Source organism: Antarctobacter sp. (genome assembly GCF_965277915.1).
Classification (GTDB): domain Bacteria; phylum Pseudomonadota; class Alphaproteobacteria; order Rhodobacterales; family Rhodobacteraceae; genus Antarctobacter.
This window is the reverse complement of the sequence record NZ_OZ255849.1, coordinates 332,990-351,949: the sequence shown is the minus strand read 5'-3', so window position 1 is coordinate 351,949 and position 18,960 is coordinate 332,990. Positions and strand designations below refer to the sequence as shown.

At 65.7% G+C, this 18,960-nt stretch carries 19 protein-coding genes; 4 read left to right on the top strand and 15 right to left on the bottom strand.

Annotated features, from left to right (window positions below):
* Nucleotides 1–26: 26 nt before the first annotated feature.
* The 4 genes from ACQY5B_RS02630 to ACQY5B_RS02615 form a co-directional block, all read right to left on the bottom strand.
* On the bottom strand, nt 27–1,235 hold the full coding sequence (locus ACQY5B_RS02630; RefSeq protein ID WP_420326492.1) for a type II secretion system F family protein: 1,209 nt from the start codon (nt 1,233–1,235) through the stop codon (nt 27–29).
* Nucleotides 1,232–2,734 (bottom strand): GspE/PulE family protein, encoded by a 1,503-nt coding sequence (locus tag ACQY5B_RS02625; protein ID WP_420326493.1) that lies wholly within the window; start codon nt 2,732–2,734, stop codon nt 1,232–1,234. The genes ACQY5B_RS02630 and ACQY5B_RS02625 overlap by 4 nt, the downstream gene beginning before the upstream one ends.
* A gap of 106 nt (nt 2,735–2,840) precedes the next feature.
* Complete coding sequence (gene gspD / locus ACQY5B_RS02620; protein ID WP_420326494.1) at nt 2,841–4,736, bottom strand: type II secretion system secretin GspD; 1,896 nt, start codon at nt 4,734–4,736, stop codon at nt 2,841–2,843.
* Nucleotides 4,737–4,891: 155 nt separating this feature from the next.
* Nucleotides 4,892–5,365, bottom strand: coding sequence for a type II secretion system protein N (locus ACQY5B_RS02615; RefSeq protein ID WP_420326495.1), 474 nt, complete (start codon nt 5,363–5,365; stop codon nt 4,892–4,894).
* A 116-nt stretch (nt 5,366–5,481) separates the two neighbouring features.
* Here ACQY5B_RS02615 and ACQY5B_RS02610 point away from each other — a divergent pair, with 116 nt between their 5' ends.
* On the top strand, nt 5,482–5,994 hold the full coding sequence (locus ACQY5B_RS02610) for an outer membrane protein assembly factor BamD (protein WP_420326496.1): 513 nt from the start codon (nt 5,482–5,484) through the stop codon (nt 5,992–5,994).
* Between the two features lie 7 nt (nt 5,995–6,001).
* Here ACQY5B_RS02610 and ACQY5B_RS02605 read toward each other — a convergent pair whose 3' ends face one another.
* Entirely contained in the window at nt 6,002–6,988 is a 987-nt protein-coding gene (locus ACQY5B_RS02605; protein ID WP_305969257.1) for a DMT family transporter, read from the bottom strand.
* Between the two features lie 133 nt (nt 6,989–7,121).
* Here ACQY5B_RS02605 and ACQY5B_RS02600 point away from each other — a divergent pair, with 133 nt between their 5' ends.
* Together ACQY5B_RS02600 and ACQY5B_RS02595 are read left to right on the top strand one after the other, a co-directional pair.
* Nucleotides 7,122–8,060, top strand: coding sequence for an ABC transporter ATP-binding protein (locus tag ACQY5B_RS02600; protein ID WP_420326498.1), 939 nt, complete (start codon nt 7,122–7,124; stop codon nt 8,058–8,060).
* Nucleotides 8,057–8,818, top strand: a complete 762-nt coding sequence (locus ACQY5B_RS02595; protein WP_420326499.1) for an ABC transporter permease — start codon at nt 8,057–8,059, stop codon at nt 8,816–8,818. Before ACQY5B_RS02600 ends, ACQY5B_RS02595 begins: the two co-directional genes overlap by 4 nt.
* 12 nt (nt 8,819–8,830) lie before the next feature.
* Here ACQY5B_RS02595 and ACQY5B_RS02590 read toward each other — a convergent pair whose 3' ends face one another.
* Nucleotides 8,831–9,631: an alpha/beta fold hydrolase gene (locus ACQY5B_RS02590; protein WP_420326500.1), complete on the bottom strand. Its 801-nt coding sequence runs from the start codon at nt 9,629–9,631 to the stop codon at nt 8,831–8,833.
* Complete coding sequence (locus ACQY5B_RS02585; protein ID WP_420326501.1) at nt 9,631–10,230, bottom strand: 2-hydroxychromene-2-carboxylate isomerase; 600 nt, start codon at nt 10,228–10,230, stop codon at nt 9,631–9,633. Before ACQY5B_RS02585 ends, ACQY5B_RS02590 begins: the two co-directional genes overlap by 1 nt.
* A 99-nt stretch (nt 10,231–10,329) precedes the next feature.
* Between ACQY5B_RS02585 and ACQY5B_RS02580 the strand changes: the two genes are divergently transcribed.
* Nucleotides 10,330–11,337: a ribose-phosphate pyrophosphokinase gene (locus ACQY5B_RS02580; protein WP_420326502.1), complete on the top strand. Its 1,008-nt coding sequence runs from the start codon at nt 10,330–10,332 to the stop codon at nt 11,335–11,337.
* Nucleotides 11,338–11,474: 137 nt separating this feature from the next.
* Here ACQY5B_RS02580 and ACQY5B_RS02575 read toward each other — a convergent pair whose 3' ends face one another.
* The 8 genes from ACQY5B_RS02575 to ACQY5B_RS02540 form a co-directional block, all read right to left on the bottom strand.
* A complete protein-coding gene (locus tag ACQY5B_RS02575; protein ID WP_420326503.1) occupies nt 11,475–11,822 on the bottom strand; it encodes an H-type lectin domain-containing protein in 348 nt (115 codons plus the stop codon).
* Between the two features lie 76 nt (nt 11,823–11,898).
* Nucleotides 11,899–12,549, bottom strand: coding sequence for a MarC family protein (locus ACQY5B_RS02570; RefSeq protein WP_305969263.1), 651 nt, complete (start codon nt 12,547–12,549; stop codon nt 11,899–11,901).
* A gap of 96 nt (nt 12,550–12,645) precedes the next feature.
* Nucleotides 12,646–13,869 (bottom strand): MFS transporter, encoded by a 1,224-nt coding sequence (locus ACQY5B_RS02565; RefSeq protein WP_420326504.1) that lies wholly within the window; start codon nt 13,867–13,869, stop codon nt 12,646–12,648.
* A 98-nt stretch (nt 13,870–13,967) separates the two neighbouring features.
* Complete coding sequence (locus ACQY5B_RS02560; RefSeq protein WP_420326505.1) at nt 13,968–14,399, bottom strand: F0F1 ATP synthase subunit epsilon; 432 nt, start codon at nt 14,397–14,399, stop codon at nt 13,968–13,970.
* A 55-nt stretch (nt 14,400–14,454) separates the two neighbouring features.
* On the bottom strand, nt 14,455–15,879 hold the full coding sequence (gene atpD, locus ACQY5B_RS02555) for a F0F1 ATP synthase subunit beta (RefSeq protein WP_305969266.1): 1,425 nt from the start codon (nt 15,877–15,879) through the stop codon (nt 14,455–14,457).
* A gap of 19 nt (nt 15,880–15,898) precedes the next feature.
* Nucleotides 15,899–16,780 (bottom strand): F0F1 ATP synthase subunit gamma, encoded by an 882-nt coding sequence (locus tag ACQY5B_RS02550; RefSeq protein WP_420326506.1) that lies wholly within the window; start codon nt 16,778–16,780, stop codon nt 15,899–15,901.
* A gap of 12 nt (nt 16,781–16,792) precedes the next feature.
* Nucleotides 16,793–18,328 carry a F0F1 ATP synthase subunit alpha gene (gene atpA, locus ACQY5B_RS02545; RefSeq protein ID WP_305969268.1) on the bottom strand — a complete coding sequence of 512 codons (1,536 nt, stop codon included), beginning with the start codon at nt 18,326–18,328 and terminating at the stop codon, nt 16,793–16,795.
* A complete protein-coding gene (locus ACQY5B_RS02540) occupies nt 18,329–18,895 on the bottom strand; it encodes a F0F1 ATP synthase subunit delta (RefSeq protein ID WP_305969306.1) in 567 nt (188 codons plus the stop codon). It abuts the gene before it with no gap.
* Nucleotides 18,896–18,960 lie beyond the last annotated feature (65 nt).

Sequence of the window (18,960 nt, the reverse complement as noted above, 5' to 3'; positions counted from 1 at the left end):
TATCAGCAACAGTTGTGGGTCTGGGATCACGGGGCGACGAGGGTCTGCAAGTCGAAGATCGGCAAGAGCACCGACAGGACGATCACCAGCACCATGGCCCCGACAACCATCATCAGCGCCGGTTCCATCAGCGACGCGATCCGCTTGCGCCGTGTCGAGAGGCCGTTTTCGACCAAGGCCGCCGCGCGTCCCGCCATCCGCGCCAGCCGGGCCGAGACCTCTCCGGCGCCGATCAGCTGGCGCGCCACCGGCGGCACGAAACTGAGCGCGGCAAGCGCATCCGACAGGGATTCCCCGGCTCGGACCGACGTTGCGACCTGTTCCGCCTCGATGCGAAACTGGGTGATGGTCAGGACCGACCCGGCGCTGTCGATGGCGATGGGCACCGTGTGGCGTGCCTCCAGCACCAGCGCCAGCGTGCGCAGGTACTGCACCGCCGCCGCCTGCTGGATCAGCCCGCCCACCAGAGGCAGGCGCAGCAAGAGCCTGTCCCGCCTTTCTCGCAGGGCGGCGATGCGCCCGCTCAGCAGGATCAGACCCGACAGGCCCAGCGCGACGGCGGCCAGCAGGGGCCACTGCGCTTCGACCCAACGGGCAAAGCCCATCATGACGCGCGTCAGGTCAGGCAGAGGGCGCCCCGATGTTTCGAACAGCGCCACGATCTCGGGCGCGACGGTCACGAAGAGCACCCCCGCCACCAGCACCGAGACCACCGCCACGAAAGCCGGGTAGACCAGGGCCGACCCCAACTGCGCCCGATCGCTGCGGGCAGTTTCAAGGTGATCGGCCAGACTGTTGAAGACGCTGGACAATTCCCCTGCCCTTTCGCCCGCCTGCACGGCGGCAAGGTAGTAGCGGGGAAAGCCAGCGCCGCTGTGCTCCAGCGCCCGCGACAGCGGTTCTCCTTCCAGCAGGGCGGCCTGTGCGCGCGCGACCACGAGGTCCAGCGCCGCCGTGCTTCCGGCGCTTTTCAACGTGCCCAATGCCGCGTCCACCGCCATTTCCGCCCCCAGCAGGACCGCCATCTGGCGGGTGAAGACCGCCTGCAGGTCGCGCGACAGCCGGGCGCGGCCCAGCACTGGCCCACGCGCGGCGCGTGTTCGCGCCGTCAGCTCGGAGACATAGAGCCCCTGTGCCTTGAGCTGGTCCGAGGCATGGGCCTCTGTCTCGGCGACCAGGGTGCCGGACTTGCGCCGTCCCTCGGCGGTGTAGGCTGTATAGGCAAAGGCCCTCACGCGCCGTCCCCGACCACGCGCAGCGCCTCGGCAAGGCTGGTCTGGCCCGCGGCCACGGCGCGCAATGCCTGGCCGATCAGCCGATTTCGCGGCGGCAGGGCCGAGGCCCAGAGCGCAGCCTCGCCCGCGCCGTGGTTGATCTCTTCGCGCAGGTCCTCGCCCACTTCGAGGATCTCGAAGATGCCCAGCCGCCCGGCATAGCCAGTACCATTGCAGGCGCCGCAGCCCTGCGCATCATGCAGCAAGGTGGGCAGGGGCAGATCCACACGGTCGAACTGCGCCGCCTCGCTGGACGACGGCGGGTGCGATCTGCGACACTCGGGGCACAGCCTGCGCAAGAGACGCTGTGCGATTACCCCGCGCAATGTGGCCGCGATCAGGAAGTTTTCCAGCCCGAGGTCCCGCAGGCGCACCACCGCCGCCACCGAGCTGTTGGCGTGCAGCGAGGAAAACACGAGGTGCCCAGTCAATGCCGCCTGCGCGGCGGTGCTGGCGGTTTCGGTGTCGCGGATCTCTCCAACCAGGATCACATCCGGGTCCTGCCGCAGTGTGGCGCGCAGCCCGGCGGCAAAGCTCATGCCGATTTCGGCGTTGATCTGGGTCTGGCTGATCCCGGTCAGGTCGTATTCGATCGGATCCTCGACCGTGACGATGTTGCGTTCCTCGCGGTCGGCCAGCTTCAGCAGGGAATAGAGCGTCGTGGTCTTGCCCGCGCCGGTGGGCCCGGTTGCCAGGATAATGCCGTTGGGGGTGGCGGCGAGCCGTTCCAAGAGCGCGATCTGACCGGCGTCCAGCCCCAGCCGGTCCAGAGGCATCAGCCCCGCCGCCCGGTCGAGAATGCGCAGAACGATGCGTTCGCCATAGTTGCCGGGCAGCGAACTGACGCGCGTGTCGATCATCCGTCCCCCCAGCCGCAACGGGATGCGCCCGTCCTGCGGCAGCCGGGTTTCGGCGATGTCCAGCCCCGCCATGACCTTGAGCCGCGAGACCACGCGTTTCACCGGCACGTCGGCGCGGTCCATGACCGTTTTCAGGAACCCGTCCAGGCGCATTCGCGCGCGCAAACCGCCCTCGTGCGGTTCGATATGCAGGTCCGATGCGCCATCCAGAACCGCCTGCCGCAAGAGCTGGTTGACCAACTGGATCACCGGCGCTTCCTCGGCATCCTCCAGCAAGTCGCGGCCGCGCGTGTCACCGGCGGTGTCGACAAGATCGAAGGTGACGCCCTCCGCCTCGCCGTCGCGGGCCCCGGAATGGTAGAGCCGCGCCAGAACCGCCTCGAAGCCCGTCGCATCCTCTCGGTCCAGCGGCGCGGCAAGTCCCGCGCGGCGCTGCGCCTCGCGCAGGCCCGTCACAGAGGCCCCCGGCCCCGCAACGACGCGCCCGCCATCCAGCGCCACGCCGTGATCGCGGGCAAAGGCATAGGGCAGCAGGGCCTGTGCGACGGAAGGCGGGTGATCTTCGGGCATTGAGGGGGCCATGTTCTGCGGATCCGCCATCTTTGTGCCTGCAATTCGACCGGCGCCGCAAGAGGAACACTCAGGCTCGTGCCCACCGCCGGGGCCGGCTCCCTTGCAGGAAACCAGACGGGCACTGGCTTTTGGCCTAGTATTTGCCGTTGAACTTCAGCCGGCTGGGCAGCGGCGGATAATTCTTGCTCCGCGCCGCCTTGTCGATAAAGGTCTCGTCGAAGGGCTGGTTCAGGTCGGCACCGTCAAAGGGCAGCGCGCCCAGCGGCGTCTGCGGGAACCGGGTGCTGTCCTCGGGCTGGATCGCCAGGCTGGCCCGTTTCGCCTCGCGGGCCAGTTCGCGGGTCAGGCGTGTCGCCTCGCGGTCGGAACTGACGATCCGGGGCCGCAGCATGACCAGCAGGACGCGCTGGTTCTTGGACCCGGACTTGCCCCGGAACAGACCGCCCACGACGGGCAGCTTGGACACCCCCGGCACCCGCTGCGCGTTGGAGCCAAAGCCGTTTTCCAACAGCCCGCCCAGCATGATCACGTTGCCGTCGCGCACCAGCACGGTGGTGGACAGCGCACGTTTCGCGGTGATCTCTCCGCCCGCCGAGGAGGTGGCATTGGTCAGGTTCGACACCTCCTGCTTGATCACCAGCCGCACGGTGCCGTCGGCGTTGATCTGCGGGGTCACGTTCAGGGTCAGGCCGACGTCCTGGCGTTCGATGGTCTGGAACGGCTCCTGCACGGCGCCCTGCCCCACCTGGGTGAACTGGCCGGTGACGAAGGGCACGTTCTGGGCCACCACGATTTCCGCCTCCTGCCCGTTCAGGGTCAGGATCGAGGGGGTCGAGAGCAGCCGCGTGCTGCGGGTTTCGGCGATGGCGGTCAGCAGGCCCGCGATGCCGGTGTGGGAGTCCCCCGCCCGGCCGCCGATCACGCCGCCGTTGCCCGGGTTGGGCGCATCGCCGTTCAGGACGGTGGACACGAGGCTGGTCAGGCTGGGCCGCCCTTCGAGCGCGAACTGCACGCCACCGACGATGGCGTCGTTCAGGATCGTGCCGAACTGGACCGAAAGATCGGCAAAACCGTCCACCGACATCTCGAAGATCACCGCCTCGACCAGCACCTGCGTCGGGCGGCGGTCGAGATGCTGCACCATCGCGACGATTTCATGCATCCGGTCGGCCGGGGCGGAAATCAGCAGCGAGTTGGTGCCCGGCTCCGGCACGATGCGGATCTGCCCGCCGGTGCCGTCGCCCTGGAAACTGCGCAACACCACATCGGCCAAGGTTGCCGCCTGGGCATAGTTGACCTGCACCACCCGGCTTTGCTGGCTGTTCTGCTGGGCGTCCAGCCGCCCAGCCAGCACCCGCACCTGTTCACGCAGCGATTGCGGCCCCAGCACCAACAGCGCGTTGGACCGCGCGTCGACGCTGACGCTGGCGCCGTCGGGGACGATGCCCATAGACTGGATCACCTGCAGCACCTCGCGCGCGTCGGCATTGCGCAGGCGGATCATCTCGATCGGCTCGGAGCGGGGCTGATCGAGTTCCGAAATCAGCGCCTGGATGCGGCGATGATTGCCCGAACGGTCCGACAGGATGATCAGCCGCGCGTCGGGGACGGTGGAAATCACCGCCTCGGACGGCAGAAGCGGCCGGACCACCTCGACCACCTCAGACACCGGGATGTGGTTGACCCGGATCACCCGGGTTTCATAGACGCCGGATCCGGCGACACCGGGCGAAAGCTCGCGCGCCGTGGTCAGCGGGACGATCCGGTCAGCATCGACGCCCTTGACGATGGTGAGGCGGTTGACCTCCAGCACGTTGAGAAAGATCTCGTACAATGCGGCGGGGGTGACGTTTTCCGGCGCCAGAACGGTCACGGTGCCACGCACGCCCGGGTCGATGACGAAATTCCGGTTCGTGGCCTCTGACACGATCTCGACGAAGCTGCGCAGGTCCGCATCGCGCAGGTCCAGCGCGCCCTGCGCGCGGGTCAGCCCCGGAACCGTCACCAGAATTGCTAGGAGTAGCGCCACGCACCACGACCGCACCCACCGGGGGCCGGCCATGTCGACCGAAGTTCCTGCCCGCACTTTCGTGCCCTCTCGATTATGTTCTTGCCGCCTGTTTCGCGGTCGTTGCGCGCAACATATCGCGAAACGGACGGCTTGTCTCCCCCCGGGTGGCGGGCTCAGTCGGTGAAGGACAGGAAGGCCGGGGCGCCGTGATTGTCCAGCCGTATGCCCCCCGCCTCGATCGCGGTCACGGTGATGCCATCGGCCAGCGTATCGCCCACCCGCATCAGCCTTTCGCCCGTGGGGTGCGAGACGATGGCCCAGCTGCTGTCGCCGTTGCTGACCACGCCTTTCAGCGCAAAACCGAGGCTGTCGATGGGCGGCGCGGGCGGCTGCGGTTCATCGACGACGGGCGGTGCGGGCGGCTTCGGCGGCTGCGGTTCCGGCGGCTTGTAGCTGCCGAACAGCGAGGGCCAGCGCATCGGCGGCTGTGGCTGTGGCAGGTCCAGCGCCAGCCCCGTGTCCGGCGTGGACAAAGGTGCCGTGCGAGGTGCGGGCAACGGGTCCTGCAGCGTCCGATACAGGGTGTTCCCGGCCCATATCGCGGCGGCCAGGGTCAGCGGTGTCAGGAGCCAGGCCAGCCAGCGCATCACGGTTTTCCATCCATCCCACGGGCGGGCTTGGGTTTTCGTGGACGCCGCCCCCGGTCAGGTGGTATCATGACCGGCGATCAAGGCAAACCTTGGCGACGTTGAGGACAGAGCAGATGATGATGGGACGGATGATGCCGGCGCTGATGGCGTTTGGCGTGATGTTGCCGCTGGCGGCCTGTGACACCGCAGAGGGCAACGCTTCGGGCTTTCGCAAAAATTATTTCGTGGCGCGCTCGGCGCTGGAAGAGGGCGACTACGGCCAGGCAAACCGGCAATATGCCAGGCTGATGAGCAGCGCGGGGCCCTTCCTGCCACGCATCCAGTTGGAATATGCCCACAGCCTGTTGCGCGCCGGGGACTATGCCCAGGCCGCCGACATTGCCGAGGGCATGGCGATGAACAACGAGGGCGCGGCCAGTTCGGCAGCGCTGGCCGTTGCGGCCACGGCGCGGCACGAACTGGGTCTGGCGGCGCTGGCGCAGGGCGACCGGCAAGGCGGCAAGGCACAGTTGGAGCGCGCGCAGACAGCCATGGCGCAGGTGCTGGACACCCACCCCGAACTTGATCCGCTGGGTTCTCTGGCCGGACGGCAGGCCAGCATCGCGGTGCGGCTGCGCGCGCTCTGAACCGGCGCTAGCGGCGCCCCCAGCGGGCCCGGCGCCCCGGCATGGGGCGGGCCTTGGCCTGTTCGCGGAGAAAGACAAAGACCCCGGCGCCGATGATCAGCACGCACCCGGCCCAGGTGGCCGGGACCGGCCATTCCCCGAAGATCATCCAGCCCCATAGGATCGCCAGCGGCAGGCCGATGTATTCGAACGGCGCTATGGTCGCCGCGTCGGCCAGCCGGTAGGCCGCGCTGAGGCAATAGCCCACCACACCCGAACAGACGCCCAGCCCCAGGAACACCAGCCAATCGTCCGGCGTGGGCCAGACCCAGGCGCGCAGAAGGAACACCAGGCTTTCGTTCTGGATGCCCTCGGCATAGCGCCCGTCGCCTGCAACCAGGTAGAACACCGCCGAGACCATCAGGAAGGTGCCCTGGATATAGACCGCCAGCGCCGAGGCGCGCGTGGTCATGCCCAACCGCCGGGTCAGCACCTGCATCAGCGCGTAGAATGCCGCCGCGATCACCGGCAGAAGCATGACAAGACGTGAAACCGACAGGTCGGCCTTCCACGGCTCTTGCATGATGATCACCCCGGCAAAGCCCACGATCACCGCGCCGATCCGCAGCGGCCCCACCTTTTCGCCGAGGATCGGGATCGACAGCAGCGTGATCATCAATGGCGCGACAAAGAAGAGCGCCGTCGCCTGACCCAGCGGCAGCACCGCCAGCGCGCAGAAATAGGTCATGTTGGCACAGACGACGAGCAGCCCGCGCAAGAGGTGCAGCCCCGGTGTCGCGGTTCTCAGCAGGCCCAGCCCGCCCTCGGCAAAGACGAAACCGAAGGTAAAGACCAGCCCGATGGCAGAGCGGGTAAAGACCATCTGGTGCAGCGGATAGCCGCCCGACAGGACCTTGATCAGCATGTCGTTGACCGAAATCGCGAGGATCCCGAGACAGATGTAGAAGATGCCCAGCGCGGGGCGGTTGATCGCGGCTGTCGTGATGGAGGTCATGCAAGGGGCTTAGAACGGGGTTGCCGGGGGTGCCAGTCTGTTTGCGACATGCATGTGCCCTATGCATTTCTGCTCAATTGCGCATCACGTCGTTAGGTTTAGTTTGCACCCGTGCGAACAAGGAGGGCGGACCATGCCCACGGTAGAGATCCGCGATGTGCGGAAACGGTACGATGGCGGCTTCGAGGCGCTCAAGGGCGTCTCGCTCGACATCGAGGAAGGAGAAATCCTGGCGCTGCTCGGCCCCAACGGCGCGGGCAAGACCACGCTGATCTCGGCGATCTGCGGCATCACCCGCATCACCGACGGCAGCATCCGGGTGGGCGGACATGACGTGGTGACAGAGTTCCGCGAGGCGCGCAGCCTGGTCGGACTGGTGCCGCAGGAAATGAACCTGGAGCCGTTCCAGACGGTCATCGCCGGGGTGCGGTTTTCGCGTGGGTTGTTCGGCAAGCGGCCCGACGAGGCGCTGATCGAACGCATCCTGCGGCGGCTATCGCTCTGGGACAAGCGCAACGCCAAGGTGATGGAACTGTCCGGCGGTATGAAACGCCGGGTGCTGATCGCCAAGGCGCTGGCGCATGAACCGCGCGTGCTCTTCCTGGACGAGCCGACGGCGGGCGTGGACGTGGAACTGCGCCGGGACATGTGGGACACGGTGGCCGAGCTGAAACGCGATGGCGTGACCATCATCCTGACCACCCATTACATCGAAGAGGCCGAGGCCATCGCCGACCGGGTAGGCGTCATCAACAAGGGTGAGATCCTGCTGGTCGAGGACAAGGCCAGCCTGATGACCCGCATGGGCCAGAAGGAACTGACCATCGAGCTGACCGACCCGATCGACAGCGTGCCCCCTGCCCTTTCAGACTATGACCTGCGGCTGAGCGAGGATGGCGGTAGCCTGACCTACCGCTACGACACCGGGGCCGACCGTACGGGTATCGGGCGGCTGATGGGCCTTCTGGTCGAGGCGGGATGCCAGGTGCGCGACGTGCACACGGCACAGAACTCGCTCGAGGATATTTTCGTCGGGCTGGTCGCCCGGCAGGAAGAGGAGAGCGCGGCATGAACCTTCCCGCGATCTGGGCCATCTACAAGTTCGAGATGGCGCGTTTCTTTCGCAGCATCCTGCAAAGCTTCGTCTCGCCGGTCATCTCGACCTCGCTGTACTTCGTCGTCTTCGGGGCCGCCATCGGATCCCGCATCGACCAGGTCGAGGGGGTCAGCTACGGCGCCTTCATCGTACCCGGGCTGATCATGCTGTCGGTCATGACACAGGCGATTTCCAACGCCAGTTTCGGGATCTACTTTCCCAAGTTCATCGGCACGATCTACGAGCTGCTCTCGGCCCCGGTGAATTTCCTTGAAATCGTGCTGGGCTTTGTCGGCGCGGCGGCGACCAAGGCGCTGTTCATCGGCGTGGTGATCCTGGGCACGGCGGCGTTTTTCGTCGACCTGCAGATCCTGCACCCGGTGGCGATGGTCATTTTCCTGCTGCTGACCTGCGTGAGCTTCTCATTGCTGGGCTTCATCATCGGGATCTGGGCCCGCAACTTTGAACAGTTGCAACTGGTACCGCTGCTGGTGGTGACGCCCCTGGTCTTCCTGGGCGGCAGTTTCTACTCGATCTCGATGCTGCCCCCGGCCTGGCAGACGGTCGCCTATTTCAACCCGGTGGTCTACCTGGTGTCGGGGTTCCGGTGGTCGTTCTTCGGGTTGGCGGATGTGCCGATCGCGGTCAGCCTGCTGGCGATCGCCGGGTTCACCGCGATCTGCCTGGCGGCGGTCTGGTGGATCTTCAAGACCGGCTGGCGCATCCGCACCTGACCGGGCGGCGGGTCAGGGCAGCGCGTCAAGCTGCTCTGACAGCGCCTGCGTCACGGCCTGGGGATGTGACGTCAGCACCATGTGGCCGGCCCTGCCGACCACCATTTCCGAGGCCATCGGCAGGCGCGCCATCAGGCCCCGGTGCACCTGGGCGATGATTGGCACGGTGTCAGCCCCCCGCAACAGCGTGACCGGAAAGGTCAGCTCTTCCAGCCCGCCGGCGGCCAGCATCCCGGCGCGATCCCCCCACAAGGCGGGCTCTGTCGCGCGGACAAAGGGCATTTGGGCGGCCATGCCCTTTTGCACCTTCTCGGGGAAACTGGCCCAGGGCACGCCCCCACCCCACAGCCGGTTGAAACCGCGCGCGGCCGGCAGGAGGTTCCCGGTGTCGACGTCGACGTACAGCGCATCCTCGGCGGACTTGTGGTCACGCTTCAGCGCGCTGTCTGGGGCCGCGGCAAAGAACACCGGCTCGATCAGCAGGAGAGAGGCGATACGCTCCGGCGCCTCCAGCGCCAGCCGCAGGGCCAGCGTTGCGCCAAAGCTGTGGCCCGCCAGGTGGATGCCGTCGGTCAGATGCGGGCGGAGCGCTGCGCAAGCCGCGTCGTGAACGTCCTCGCCTTCGGGGAAGGACGGGCTGCGGCCATGCCCCGGCAGGTCAGGCGCACGGAAACGACACCGGTCTTCCAGCGCCTGCGCCACGGCTTTCCACATGCCGCCCTGTCCAAGACCGCAATGCAGGGCCAGCACATTCGCCGGCCCCTGTCCCCAGTCCCGCCAGTGCAGCGCCGTTTCCGGGCCTGCGTCGCGCATCAGAGCTTGCCCGCCAGGTGCGCGTCCAGATCGTCCAGCCGGTCGTTGCCCCAAAAGACCTGGCCGCTGTCCACGACATAGGTCGGCGCCCCGAAGACACCCTTTTCGACCGCCTCTTCGAGGTTGGCGGGATAGGTTTCGGCCCCGGCCAGCAGCCCGGTATCCGCCAGCGACGGGTCGAATCCGGCCTCCGTCAAGCAGGCCTTGATCACCGCGTCCTCGGCGATGTCCTTGTCCTGCGCCCAGCAGGCGGCCAGCAATCCGTGCACCAGTTTGCCCAAGTCACCGCCACCTGCCTTCTGGGCGGCGATCACCGCGTAGGAGGACGGTGCCGGGTTGGTCGGGAAATGCGCGGGTTTGGTATTCACGGGCAGGCCGGTCTTCTTCGCGGTGCGCTCGATCTCCTGCAGGCGATAGGCCTGCCTGTTGGGATGCCGTTCCGCAGGGGTCACACCCCCGGTGCGACCAAAGAGGGCGACGATATCAACGGGTTTGTACGCGATGCTGGCGCCGTGCTTCGCGGCGATCTCTTCCAGTCGCATGCCTGCAAAATAGGAAAAGGGAGAAATCGTGGAGAAGAAGTAATCGATATGAGCCATGCTGTCGCCTTCCGGTGCCTGTGCTGGCGCCGACCGTAGGCCCATGCTAACGGGACCGCAATATCGTCACGAATCCGTCATCCGCCGAGGACGCATCACATGCCCACCGTCATCGAACCCAAACTGATCGCAGGCAACGCCAACAAGCCGCTGGCACAGGCCATCGCCCGCCGCATGTCGCTGTATCGCGGCATGAGCGTCGGCCTTGTGGACGCCCGCGTCGAGCGGTTCAACGACCAGGAGATCTTTGTCGAGGTCTTCGAGAACGTCCGCGGCGAGGACATGTTCATCCTCCAGAGCACCTCGAACCCGGCGAACGACAACCTCATGGAACTGCTGATCATGTCGGATGCGCTGCGCCGGTCTTCGGCGGCGCGTATCACCGCCGTGATCCCCTATTTCGGCTATGCCCGCCAGGACCGCCGCACCAAGGCCCGCACGCCGATCACCGCCAAGCTGGTGGCCAACATGATCGCCGAGGCCGGGATCGAGCGGGTGCTGACGATGGACCTGCATGCGGCGCAGATCCAGGGCTTCTTCGACATCCCCGTCGACAACCTCTATGCCTCGCCGATCTTTGCCATCGACATCAAGAACCAGTTCGAGGACCTGAGCGACGTGATGGTGATCTCGCCGGACGTGGGCGGCGTGGCCCGCGCGCGCGAACTGGCCAAGCGGATCGAGGCACCGCTGTCGATCGTGGACAAGCGCCGCGAGAAGCCCGGTGAAGTGGCCGAGATGACGGTGATCGGCAACGTCGAGGGCAAGCGCTGCATCATCGTGGATGACATGTGCGACACCGCCGGCACGCTTTGCAAGGCGGCCGAGGTCCTGATGGAACACGGCGCGACCGAGGTGCACGCCTATATCAGCCACGGCGTCATGTCCGGCCCGGCTGTCGAACGCGTGACCAAGTCGGTGATGAAATCGCTGGTTCTGACGGACTCGATCCAGCCGACCGACGCGGTGGCCGGGGCCCCCAACATCCGTATCCTGCCGACTGCGCCGCTCTTCGCGCAGTCGATCCTGAACATCTGGAACGGCACCTCGGTCTCGTCCCTGTTCGAGACCGAAACGCTTGGGCCGATCTACGAAGGCATTCTCTGACCCCCGGACCAACGGGGCGGGCAAGGTCACTTGCCTCGCCCCCTCCAACCGGCATGGGCTGGTCCATGTCGGGATAAGGTGAGGGAACACCGCTCTGGTGCGCGGGAACTGGACGCGCGCCCGATGCCCTCGGGCGTCTAGAGGTCCCAGTCATCCTCATTCTTGATCTCGCCAATGGCGAGCCAATTCATGCGAACCCTCGCAACTCGGGTATCGGCCCAGGTGCGAAACACGAGGTCGAACCCGGTTTTCGTCACCTTCTCGGCCGTGATGTCCGCGCGAATGTTTGCACGTTGATCCATGTCCCAGAGCGACATGCCCACCTGGACCGTTGGCGGCATCCGGAACGGTTCGGAAAAGCGGACGGACTTGCGGCGCTCGCGGTTGCCCTCCCCCGTCCACATGTCACCGCCGGTGGCAAATTCGGAAAAGACTTCCTCGTCTCCCTGGTCGATCCCGACCCGGCTGGCGGTCAGTTTCTTCATGTCCTGCCCTTCGTCATTCCACGCGGCATAGTTCTGCAATCGGGCGGAAATGTGAAGGCGGGGCGCCGGTTTCCGATCAGAGCGGTCCGGATCCGGATTGCAGATTGAGAACGCCCACCTCGGCCAGACCGCCCAGAACTGCATCCACGGCCACCGTTGCAAGGATGATGCCCATCACGCGTGAAATCACGGAGGCCCCAGAGTTGCCGAGAGCCCGTTTGAGCACCGAGCCCAACAAGAGCAGCAGAAGCGTTATGCCAAGCACGATGGTCAGAAGGCCCGCAGTCACGATCTGATCGGGGATGGAGTTCTTGTGGTTGTCGGTCAGCACAACCACGGCCAGCATCGCCCCGGGCGAGGCGATGGACGGCATCGCCAAGGGAAAGATGGCCCCCGACAGGTCGCTGCGCCCGGCCTCTTCGATCTCGCGGTCGGGTTTCGACTCGCCAAAGATCATCGTCAGGGCAAAGAGAAACAGGACGATCCCGCCCGCGATCTGGAAAGAGCCGAAACGCAGGCCGACGCCTTCGAGCAGCAGCTGGCCCCCGATCAGGAAACCCATCAGCACGACCCACGCGACAAAGACGGCCCGCAGGGCAAAACGCCAGTGAAGCGCCCTGGGCACGGCCGAGGCGGCAAAGTAGAACACCGGGAGCGACCCTATCGGGTCGATGACGACGAGGAGCGTGATGAACTCGCGCAGCAGGGCGCTTGTGTCGAATACCATGAGAGATTTTCCGCGCGGGCCGACACCTTGGCGGGCCGGTTACATGCGATCTGTCAGATCGCACCCATTCATGCAAGTCGGTGGGAGAACCTGGTTTCAGACGGTGGTAGACGGCTGCCGACCTGAGCGCAGTGGCCAGAAAACAAGCGCGCTGAGAACGAGCAGCAGGGCCGTCATGAGGAAAGGTGCCCCGGGCAGGTAGACCGCCGCGTCGGGCGCGGCAAAGGTCCGGAACAGTGGGGTCACGATCAGCGGCGCGGTGATGGCAGCCACCGCGCTGAGGCTGGCAATGACGCCCTGCAACACTCCTTGCCGCGCCTCGTCCACCAGGTTCGAAGCGATGCCGGTGGCATTGGGCGGAGCCATGTCGGACAGGCAGGCAAACGGCAGGAAGGCCCAGACCAGCCAGGCCGCCGAAATGAACCCGTAGGCGACAGAGGCAACGACGCCCGCGGCCACCGCAACCATCAGGGTGCGCCATTCGCCGATGCGCGGGATCATCACCCGCATCAACCCGCCCTGCGTGATGACGACACCCACGCCGTAGGCCGCCAGCGACAGGCCGATCAGGGGCGAGGGCCAGCCAAAGGCCTCGCGCGTCCAGAAGGCCCAGAGCACCGGGTAGACCATGTTGGCGAACTCGAAGAGGAAGAGGCCGAACAGCGGCAGGCCCAGCCCGGGCAGACGTGCGGCTGCCAGGATGCTGCCGAAGGGGTTGAGATCCTTGCGGTCGAAGCCGCGACGCTTCTCGACGGGCAGGCTTTCGGGCAGGACAAGGAGGCCGAACAGGAAATTCGCCGCCGCCAGACCCGCCGCCGCCCAAAAGGGCGCAGTGACGTGGACGCCGGCCAAAAGCCCCCCCAGTGCCGGGCCGAAAATGAAACCCACCCCGAAGGCCGCCCCGATCAGGCCAAAGTTCGCGGCGCGGTCCTTGGGCGCTGAAATATCGGCCAGGTAGGCCGAGGCGGTGATGTAGGTGGCGCCAGCCACCCCGGCGAGGAAGCGCCCCACCAGCAATAGCCAGAACGAGCCTGCCAAGGCCATGATGACGTAGTCGACCGCCAGCGCCGCCAGTGTGACCAGCAGAACCGGCTTGCGCCCCAGCGCATCCGAAATACCGCCCATCGCCGGCGAGAACAGGAACTGCGCGCCGGCGTAGGTTGCCAGCAGGACACCGCCCCAGAAGGCGCCGGTGGCGGTATCCCCCGCCCCCACGCGGGCCATCAGGTCCGGCATGATGGGAAAGATCAGCCCGATACCGATGGCATCGAGCAGGATCGTGGCCAGGATGAACCAGACGGCGCCGCGTTTCGTTTCCATGTTGTCTGTCCCGGGGCCACCGCAAAAAACCGGTGGGTCACAAAAATGAAAGGCCCCGCCGGGTGGCAGGGCCTTGTCAGAATAGTCTGTCCGGTGCCTCAGATCGAGGGCTGTTTCGGGTCCAGACCGATATGAGAGCCGACAGCCACCATGTCCTGCAGCAGCTTGACCGCGTCATCCACCAGGCCCGGATCCTCGGCGGTTTCCTTGGTCTGCTGGTAGATGCGGTGAGCTTCGTCCACCAGGGCCTCGTAGGTGGCCTGGTCGACATCCTCGCGCGGCAGGGCTTTTTCGGCCAGGACCGAGAGGCTCTCGCCGATTTCGGCGAACCCGCCGGTCACGACGAACTGCTCCGCCCCCTTGGCGGTCTCGACCGTCAGGATGCCGGGGCGCAGCGTGGTGATCAGCGGCGCGTGGTTCGGCATGGCGGTCAGGTCGCCATCGGCGCCGGGGATCTGAACCGAGGTCGCCTCGGTCGACAGCAGGCGGCGCTCGGGCGACACCAGGTCGAATTGCATCGTATCTGCCATGTTGTCCTCCGTTCAGGCCGGGGGCGCGGCAGGCGCCCCCGAGCGGTGGATTGGATCAGGCAGCCTCGGCGGCCAGTTTCTCGGCCTTGGCGAGCACCTCGTCGATGCCGCCAACCATGTAGAAGGCCGCCTCGGGCAGGTGGTCGTATTCACCGGCAACAACCGCCTTGAACGACTTGATCGTGTCCTCGAGCGGAACCTGCACACCGTCCGAACCGGTAAAGACCTTGGCCACGTCGAAGGGCTGCGACAGGAAGCGCTGGATCTTGCGGGCACGGGCCACGGTCAGTTTGTCCTCTTCGGACAGTTCGTCCATCCCGAGGATGGCGATGATGTCCTGGAGCGACTTGTAACGCTGCAGGATCCCCTGCACGTCACGCGCGACCTGGTAGTGCTCTTCGCCCACGATCTGCGGGTCCATCAGGCGCGAGTTCGAGTCGAGCGGGTCCACGGCGGGGTAGATGCCGAGTTCCGAGATCGCACGGTTGAGAACCGTGGTCGCGTCGAGGTGCGCAAAGGTGGTTGCGGGTGCGGGGTCGGTAAGGTCGTCCGCGGGAACGTAGACGGCCTGGATCGAAGTGATCGAGCCCGACTTGGTCGAGGTGATGCGTTCCTGCATGGCGCCCATGTCGGTCGCCAGCGTCGGCTGGTAACCCACGGCCGAGGGGATACGGCCGAGCAGAGCCGACACCTCGGAGCCCGCCTGCGTGAAGCGGAAGATGTTGTCCACGAAGAACAGAACGTCGGTCCCGGACTGGTCGCGGAACTGCTCCGCCAGCGTCAGGCCGGTCAGGGCGACGCGCGCACGGGCCCCCGGAGGCTCGTTCATCTGACCGTAGACCAGGGCCACCTGGCTCTCCGACAGGTTGTCGGGCTTGATGACGTTGGATTCGATCATCTCGTGATACAGGTCGTTGCCCTCACGGGTCCGCTCACCAACACCGGCGAACACGGAAAAGCCCGAGTGCACCTTTGCGATGTTGTTGATCAGTTCCATGATCAGAACGGTCTTGCCCACGCCGGCACCGCCGAAGAGGCCAATCTTGCCGCCCTTCGAGTAAGGCGCCAGCAGGTCGATGACCTTGATGCCGGTGACGAGGATTTCCGATTCCGTCGACTGCTCCTGGAAGGCCGGGGCTTCGGCGTGGATCGGACGGTATTCGTCGGCGTTGACCGGCTCGCCTTCGTCGACCGGCTCGCCGATGACGTTCAGGATGCGGCCCAGGGTTGCGTTGCCGACCGGCACCGAGATCGGCGCGTCCGTGTCGGTCACGGTCTGGCCGCGGACCAGACCTTCGGTGGCGTCCATCGCGATGGTGCGGACGGTGTTTTCACCAAGGTGCTGGGCCACTTCCAACACCAGCTTCTTGCCGTTGTTGTCGGTGGTCAGCGCGTTCAGGATTGCCGGCAGGTGGTCGTCGAACTGAACGTCGACCACGGCGCCAATCACCTGGGTGACCTTGCCTTGTGCGTTTGCCATGTTTCGTCTCCGGGTGTCTTTAGAGCGCCTCGGCGCCCGAGATGATTTCGATCAGTTCGTTGGTGATGACGGCCTGACGCGAGCGGTTGTATTCGATGGTCAGCTTGTCGATCATCTCGCCTGCGTTGCGGGTCGCGTTGTCCATCGCGGACATCCGTGCACCCTGTTCCGACGCGCCGTTTTCCAGCAGAGCCGCGAAGATCTGCGTCGCGACACCACGCGGCAGCAGGTCGGCGAGGATCGCCTCTTCGTCGGGCTCGTAGTCGTAGAGCGTGCTTTCGCCCGAATCGTCCGACCCTTCGCTTTCGTAGGCGGCAGGGATGATCTGCTGCGCCGTCGGGATCTGCGCGATGACAGACCGGAACTGCGCATAGAAGATCGTCGCCACGTCGAATTCGCCACCGTCGAACCGCGCCAGCACATCGCGGGCGATGTCCTGGGCATTGCCGTAGCCGATGCGCTTGACCTCGGAGAGGTCGACGTGTCCCACGAAGAGATCGCCGTAGTCGCGCTTCAGCTGCTCGCGGCCCTTCTTGCCGACGGTCAGGATCTTGACCGTCTTGCCTTCGGCCTGGAGCTTTTCGGCATGGGTCTTTGCCAGCTTCACGATGTTCGTGTTGAAGCCGCCGCAGAGCCCCCGCTCGGAGGTCATGACCACCAGCAGTTGCACGTCCGACTTGCCGGTCCCCGCCAGAAGGCGGGGAGCCGAGTCACTATCACCGACCGAGGCCGCAAGCGACGCCATCACACCATTGAAGCGTTCCGCGTAGGGGCGGGCCGCCTCGGCCGCTTCCTGGGCGCGGCGCAGTTTTGCGGCCGCGACCATCTGCATGGCCTTGGTGATCTTGCGCGTCGACTTGACGCTCTCGATCCTGTTTTTTAGGTCCTTCAGGCTGGGCATCTGATGATCCCCTTACGAGAAGTCGGCGGCGTATTCGTCGAGAACCGCTTTGATCTTGGCTTCGTTGTCACCCTTGATCTTGGGATCTTCGTTGGTGATCCAATCCAGCAGATCCTGGTGCTTGCCACGGACATGGGCCAGCAGGCCCTTCTCGAAACGGCCCACGTCGGACACGGCGACCTTGTCGAGGTAGCCCAGCGTACCGGCGCAGATCACGACGACAATCTCGGCGTTGGTCAGCGGCGAATACTGCGGCTGCTTCATCAGCTCGGTCAGGCGCGAACCACGGTTCAGCAGCTGCTGGGTGGCGGCGTCGAGGTCGGAACCGAACTGCGCGAAGGCGGCCATCTCGCGGTACTGGGCGAGCGACAGCTTGATCGGGCCGGCGACCGATTTCATCGAGTTGGTCTGAGCGGACGAACCCACACGCGAAACCGACAGACCGGTGTTCACGGCGGGGCGGATGCCCTGGTAGAACAGTTCGGTTTCCAGGAAGATCTGGCCGTCGGTGATCGAGATCACGTTGGTCGGAATGAAGGCCGAAACGTCACCACCCTGGGTTTCGATGATCGGCAGAGCGGTCAGCGAACCGGCACCGTTGTCCTCGTTCAGCTTGGCCGAACGTTCCAGCAGGCGCGAGTGAAGGTAGAAAACGTCGCCCGGGTAAGCTTCGCGGCCCGGCGGGCGGCGCAGCAGCAGGGACATCTGGCGGTAGGACACGGCCTGCTTGGACAGGTCATCGTAGATGATCAGCGCGTGCTTTCCGTTGTCACGGAAGTACTCGGCCATCGCGGTCGCGGCGTAGGGCGCCAGGAACTGCATCGGGGCCGGGTCGGAGGCGGTTGCCGCCACGACGATCGAGTAGTCGATGGCGCCGGTCTCCTCCAGCTTCTTCACCAGCTGGGCAACGGTCGAACGCTTCTGGCCGACGGCGACGTAGACGCAGTACAGCTTTTCCGAGTCGTCCTTGGCCGCGTCGTTGTACGACTTCTGGTTCAGGATCGCGTCGAGTGCGACGGCGGTCTTGCCGGTCTGACGGTCGCCGATGATCAGCTCGCGCTGGCCACGGCCGATCGGGATCATGGCGTCGACGGCCTTGAGGCCGGTCGCCATCGGCTCGTGCACCGATTTACGCGGGATGATGCCCGGCGCCTTGACGTCGGCCACGCGACGCTCGGAGGCGTCGATCGGGCCCTTGCCGTCCAGCGGGTTGCCAAGGCCATCGACGACGCGGCCCAGCAGCGCCTCACCGGCGGGCACGTCCACGATGGAGTTGGTGCGCTTGACGGTGTCGCCTTCCTTGATGTCCCGGTCGGAGCCGAAGATCACGATACCGACGTTGTCGGTTTCCAGGTTCAGCGCCATGCCCATGATGCCACCGGGGAACTCGACCATCTCACCCGCCTGGATGTTGTCGAGGCCGTAGACACGGGCGATACCGTCACCGACCGAGAGCACGCGACCGATCTCGGCAACTTCGGCATCCTGGCCGAAGTTCTTGATCTGGTCCTTCAGGATCGCAGAAATCTCTGCAGCTTGGATACCCATTTATCCGACCTCTTTCATTGCATTCTGGAGGGAGTCGAGCTTCGAACGGATCGAGGTGTCGATCATCTTCGAGCCCACCTTGACGACAAGACCGCCGATGAGGCTTTCATCGACGGTCGCACTGATCTTTACATCCTTGCCGACCTTGGCCTTCAGCGCGTCCGCGAGCTGGGCCGCCTGTGCGTCGGTCAGAGCCTGGGCAGAGGTCACTTCTGCGGTGACTTCGCCCTTTTCCTTCGCGATCATCTCGCGCAGGAGGGTGACCATCTGCGGGACCACGAAAAGACGGCGCTTGGAGGCCATCAGCCCCAGCACGTTGGTCATGGCCGGCATCAGGCCCATCTTCGAGGCGACGGCCTTGATGGCGGCGCCCTGCGCTTCGCGCGAGTAGACGGGGTTGACCAGGAGATCCCGCAGATCTGCGCTTTCAGCGAGCGCGGCAGAGAGATCATCCAGGTTGCCTTCGAGCGCGGGAAGCTCGCCGGCCTCCTTCACGATCTCGAAGACGGCGGTGGCATAGCGCTCTGCGATGCCGGAGGAAATCGATGCTGAGTCAGACACGTCCACCCTTCCGATAGTAAGCCGCCAAGACACGCGCGCCCCGGGCCGGGGCGGCGTCTGGCAGCGTTTCC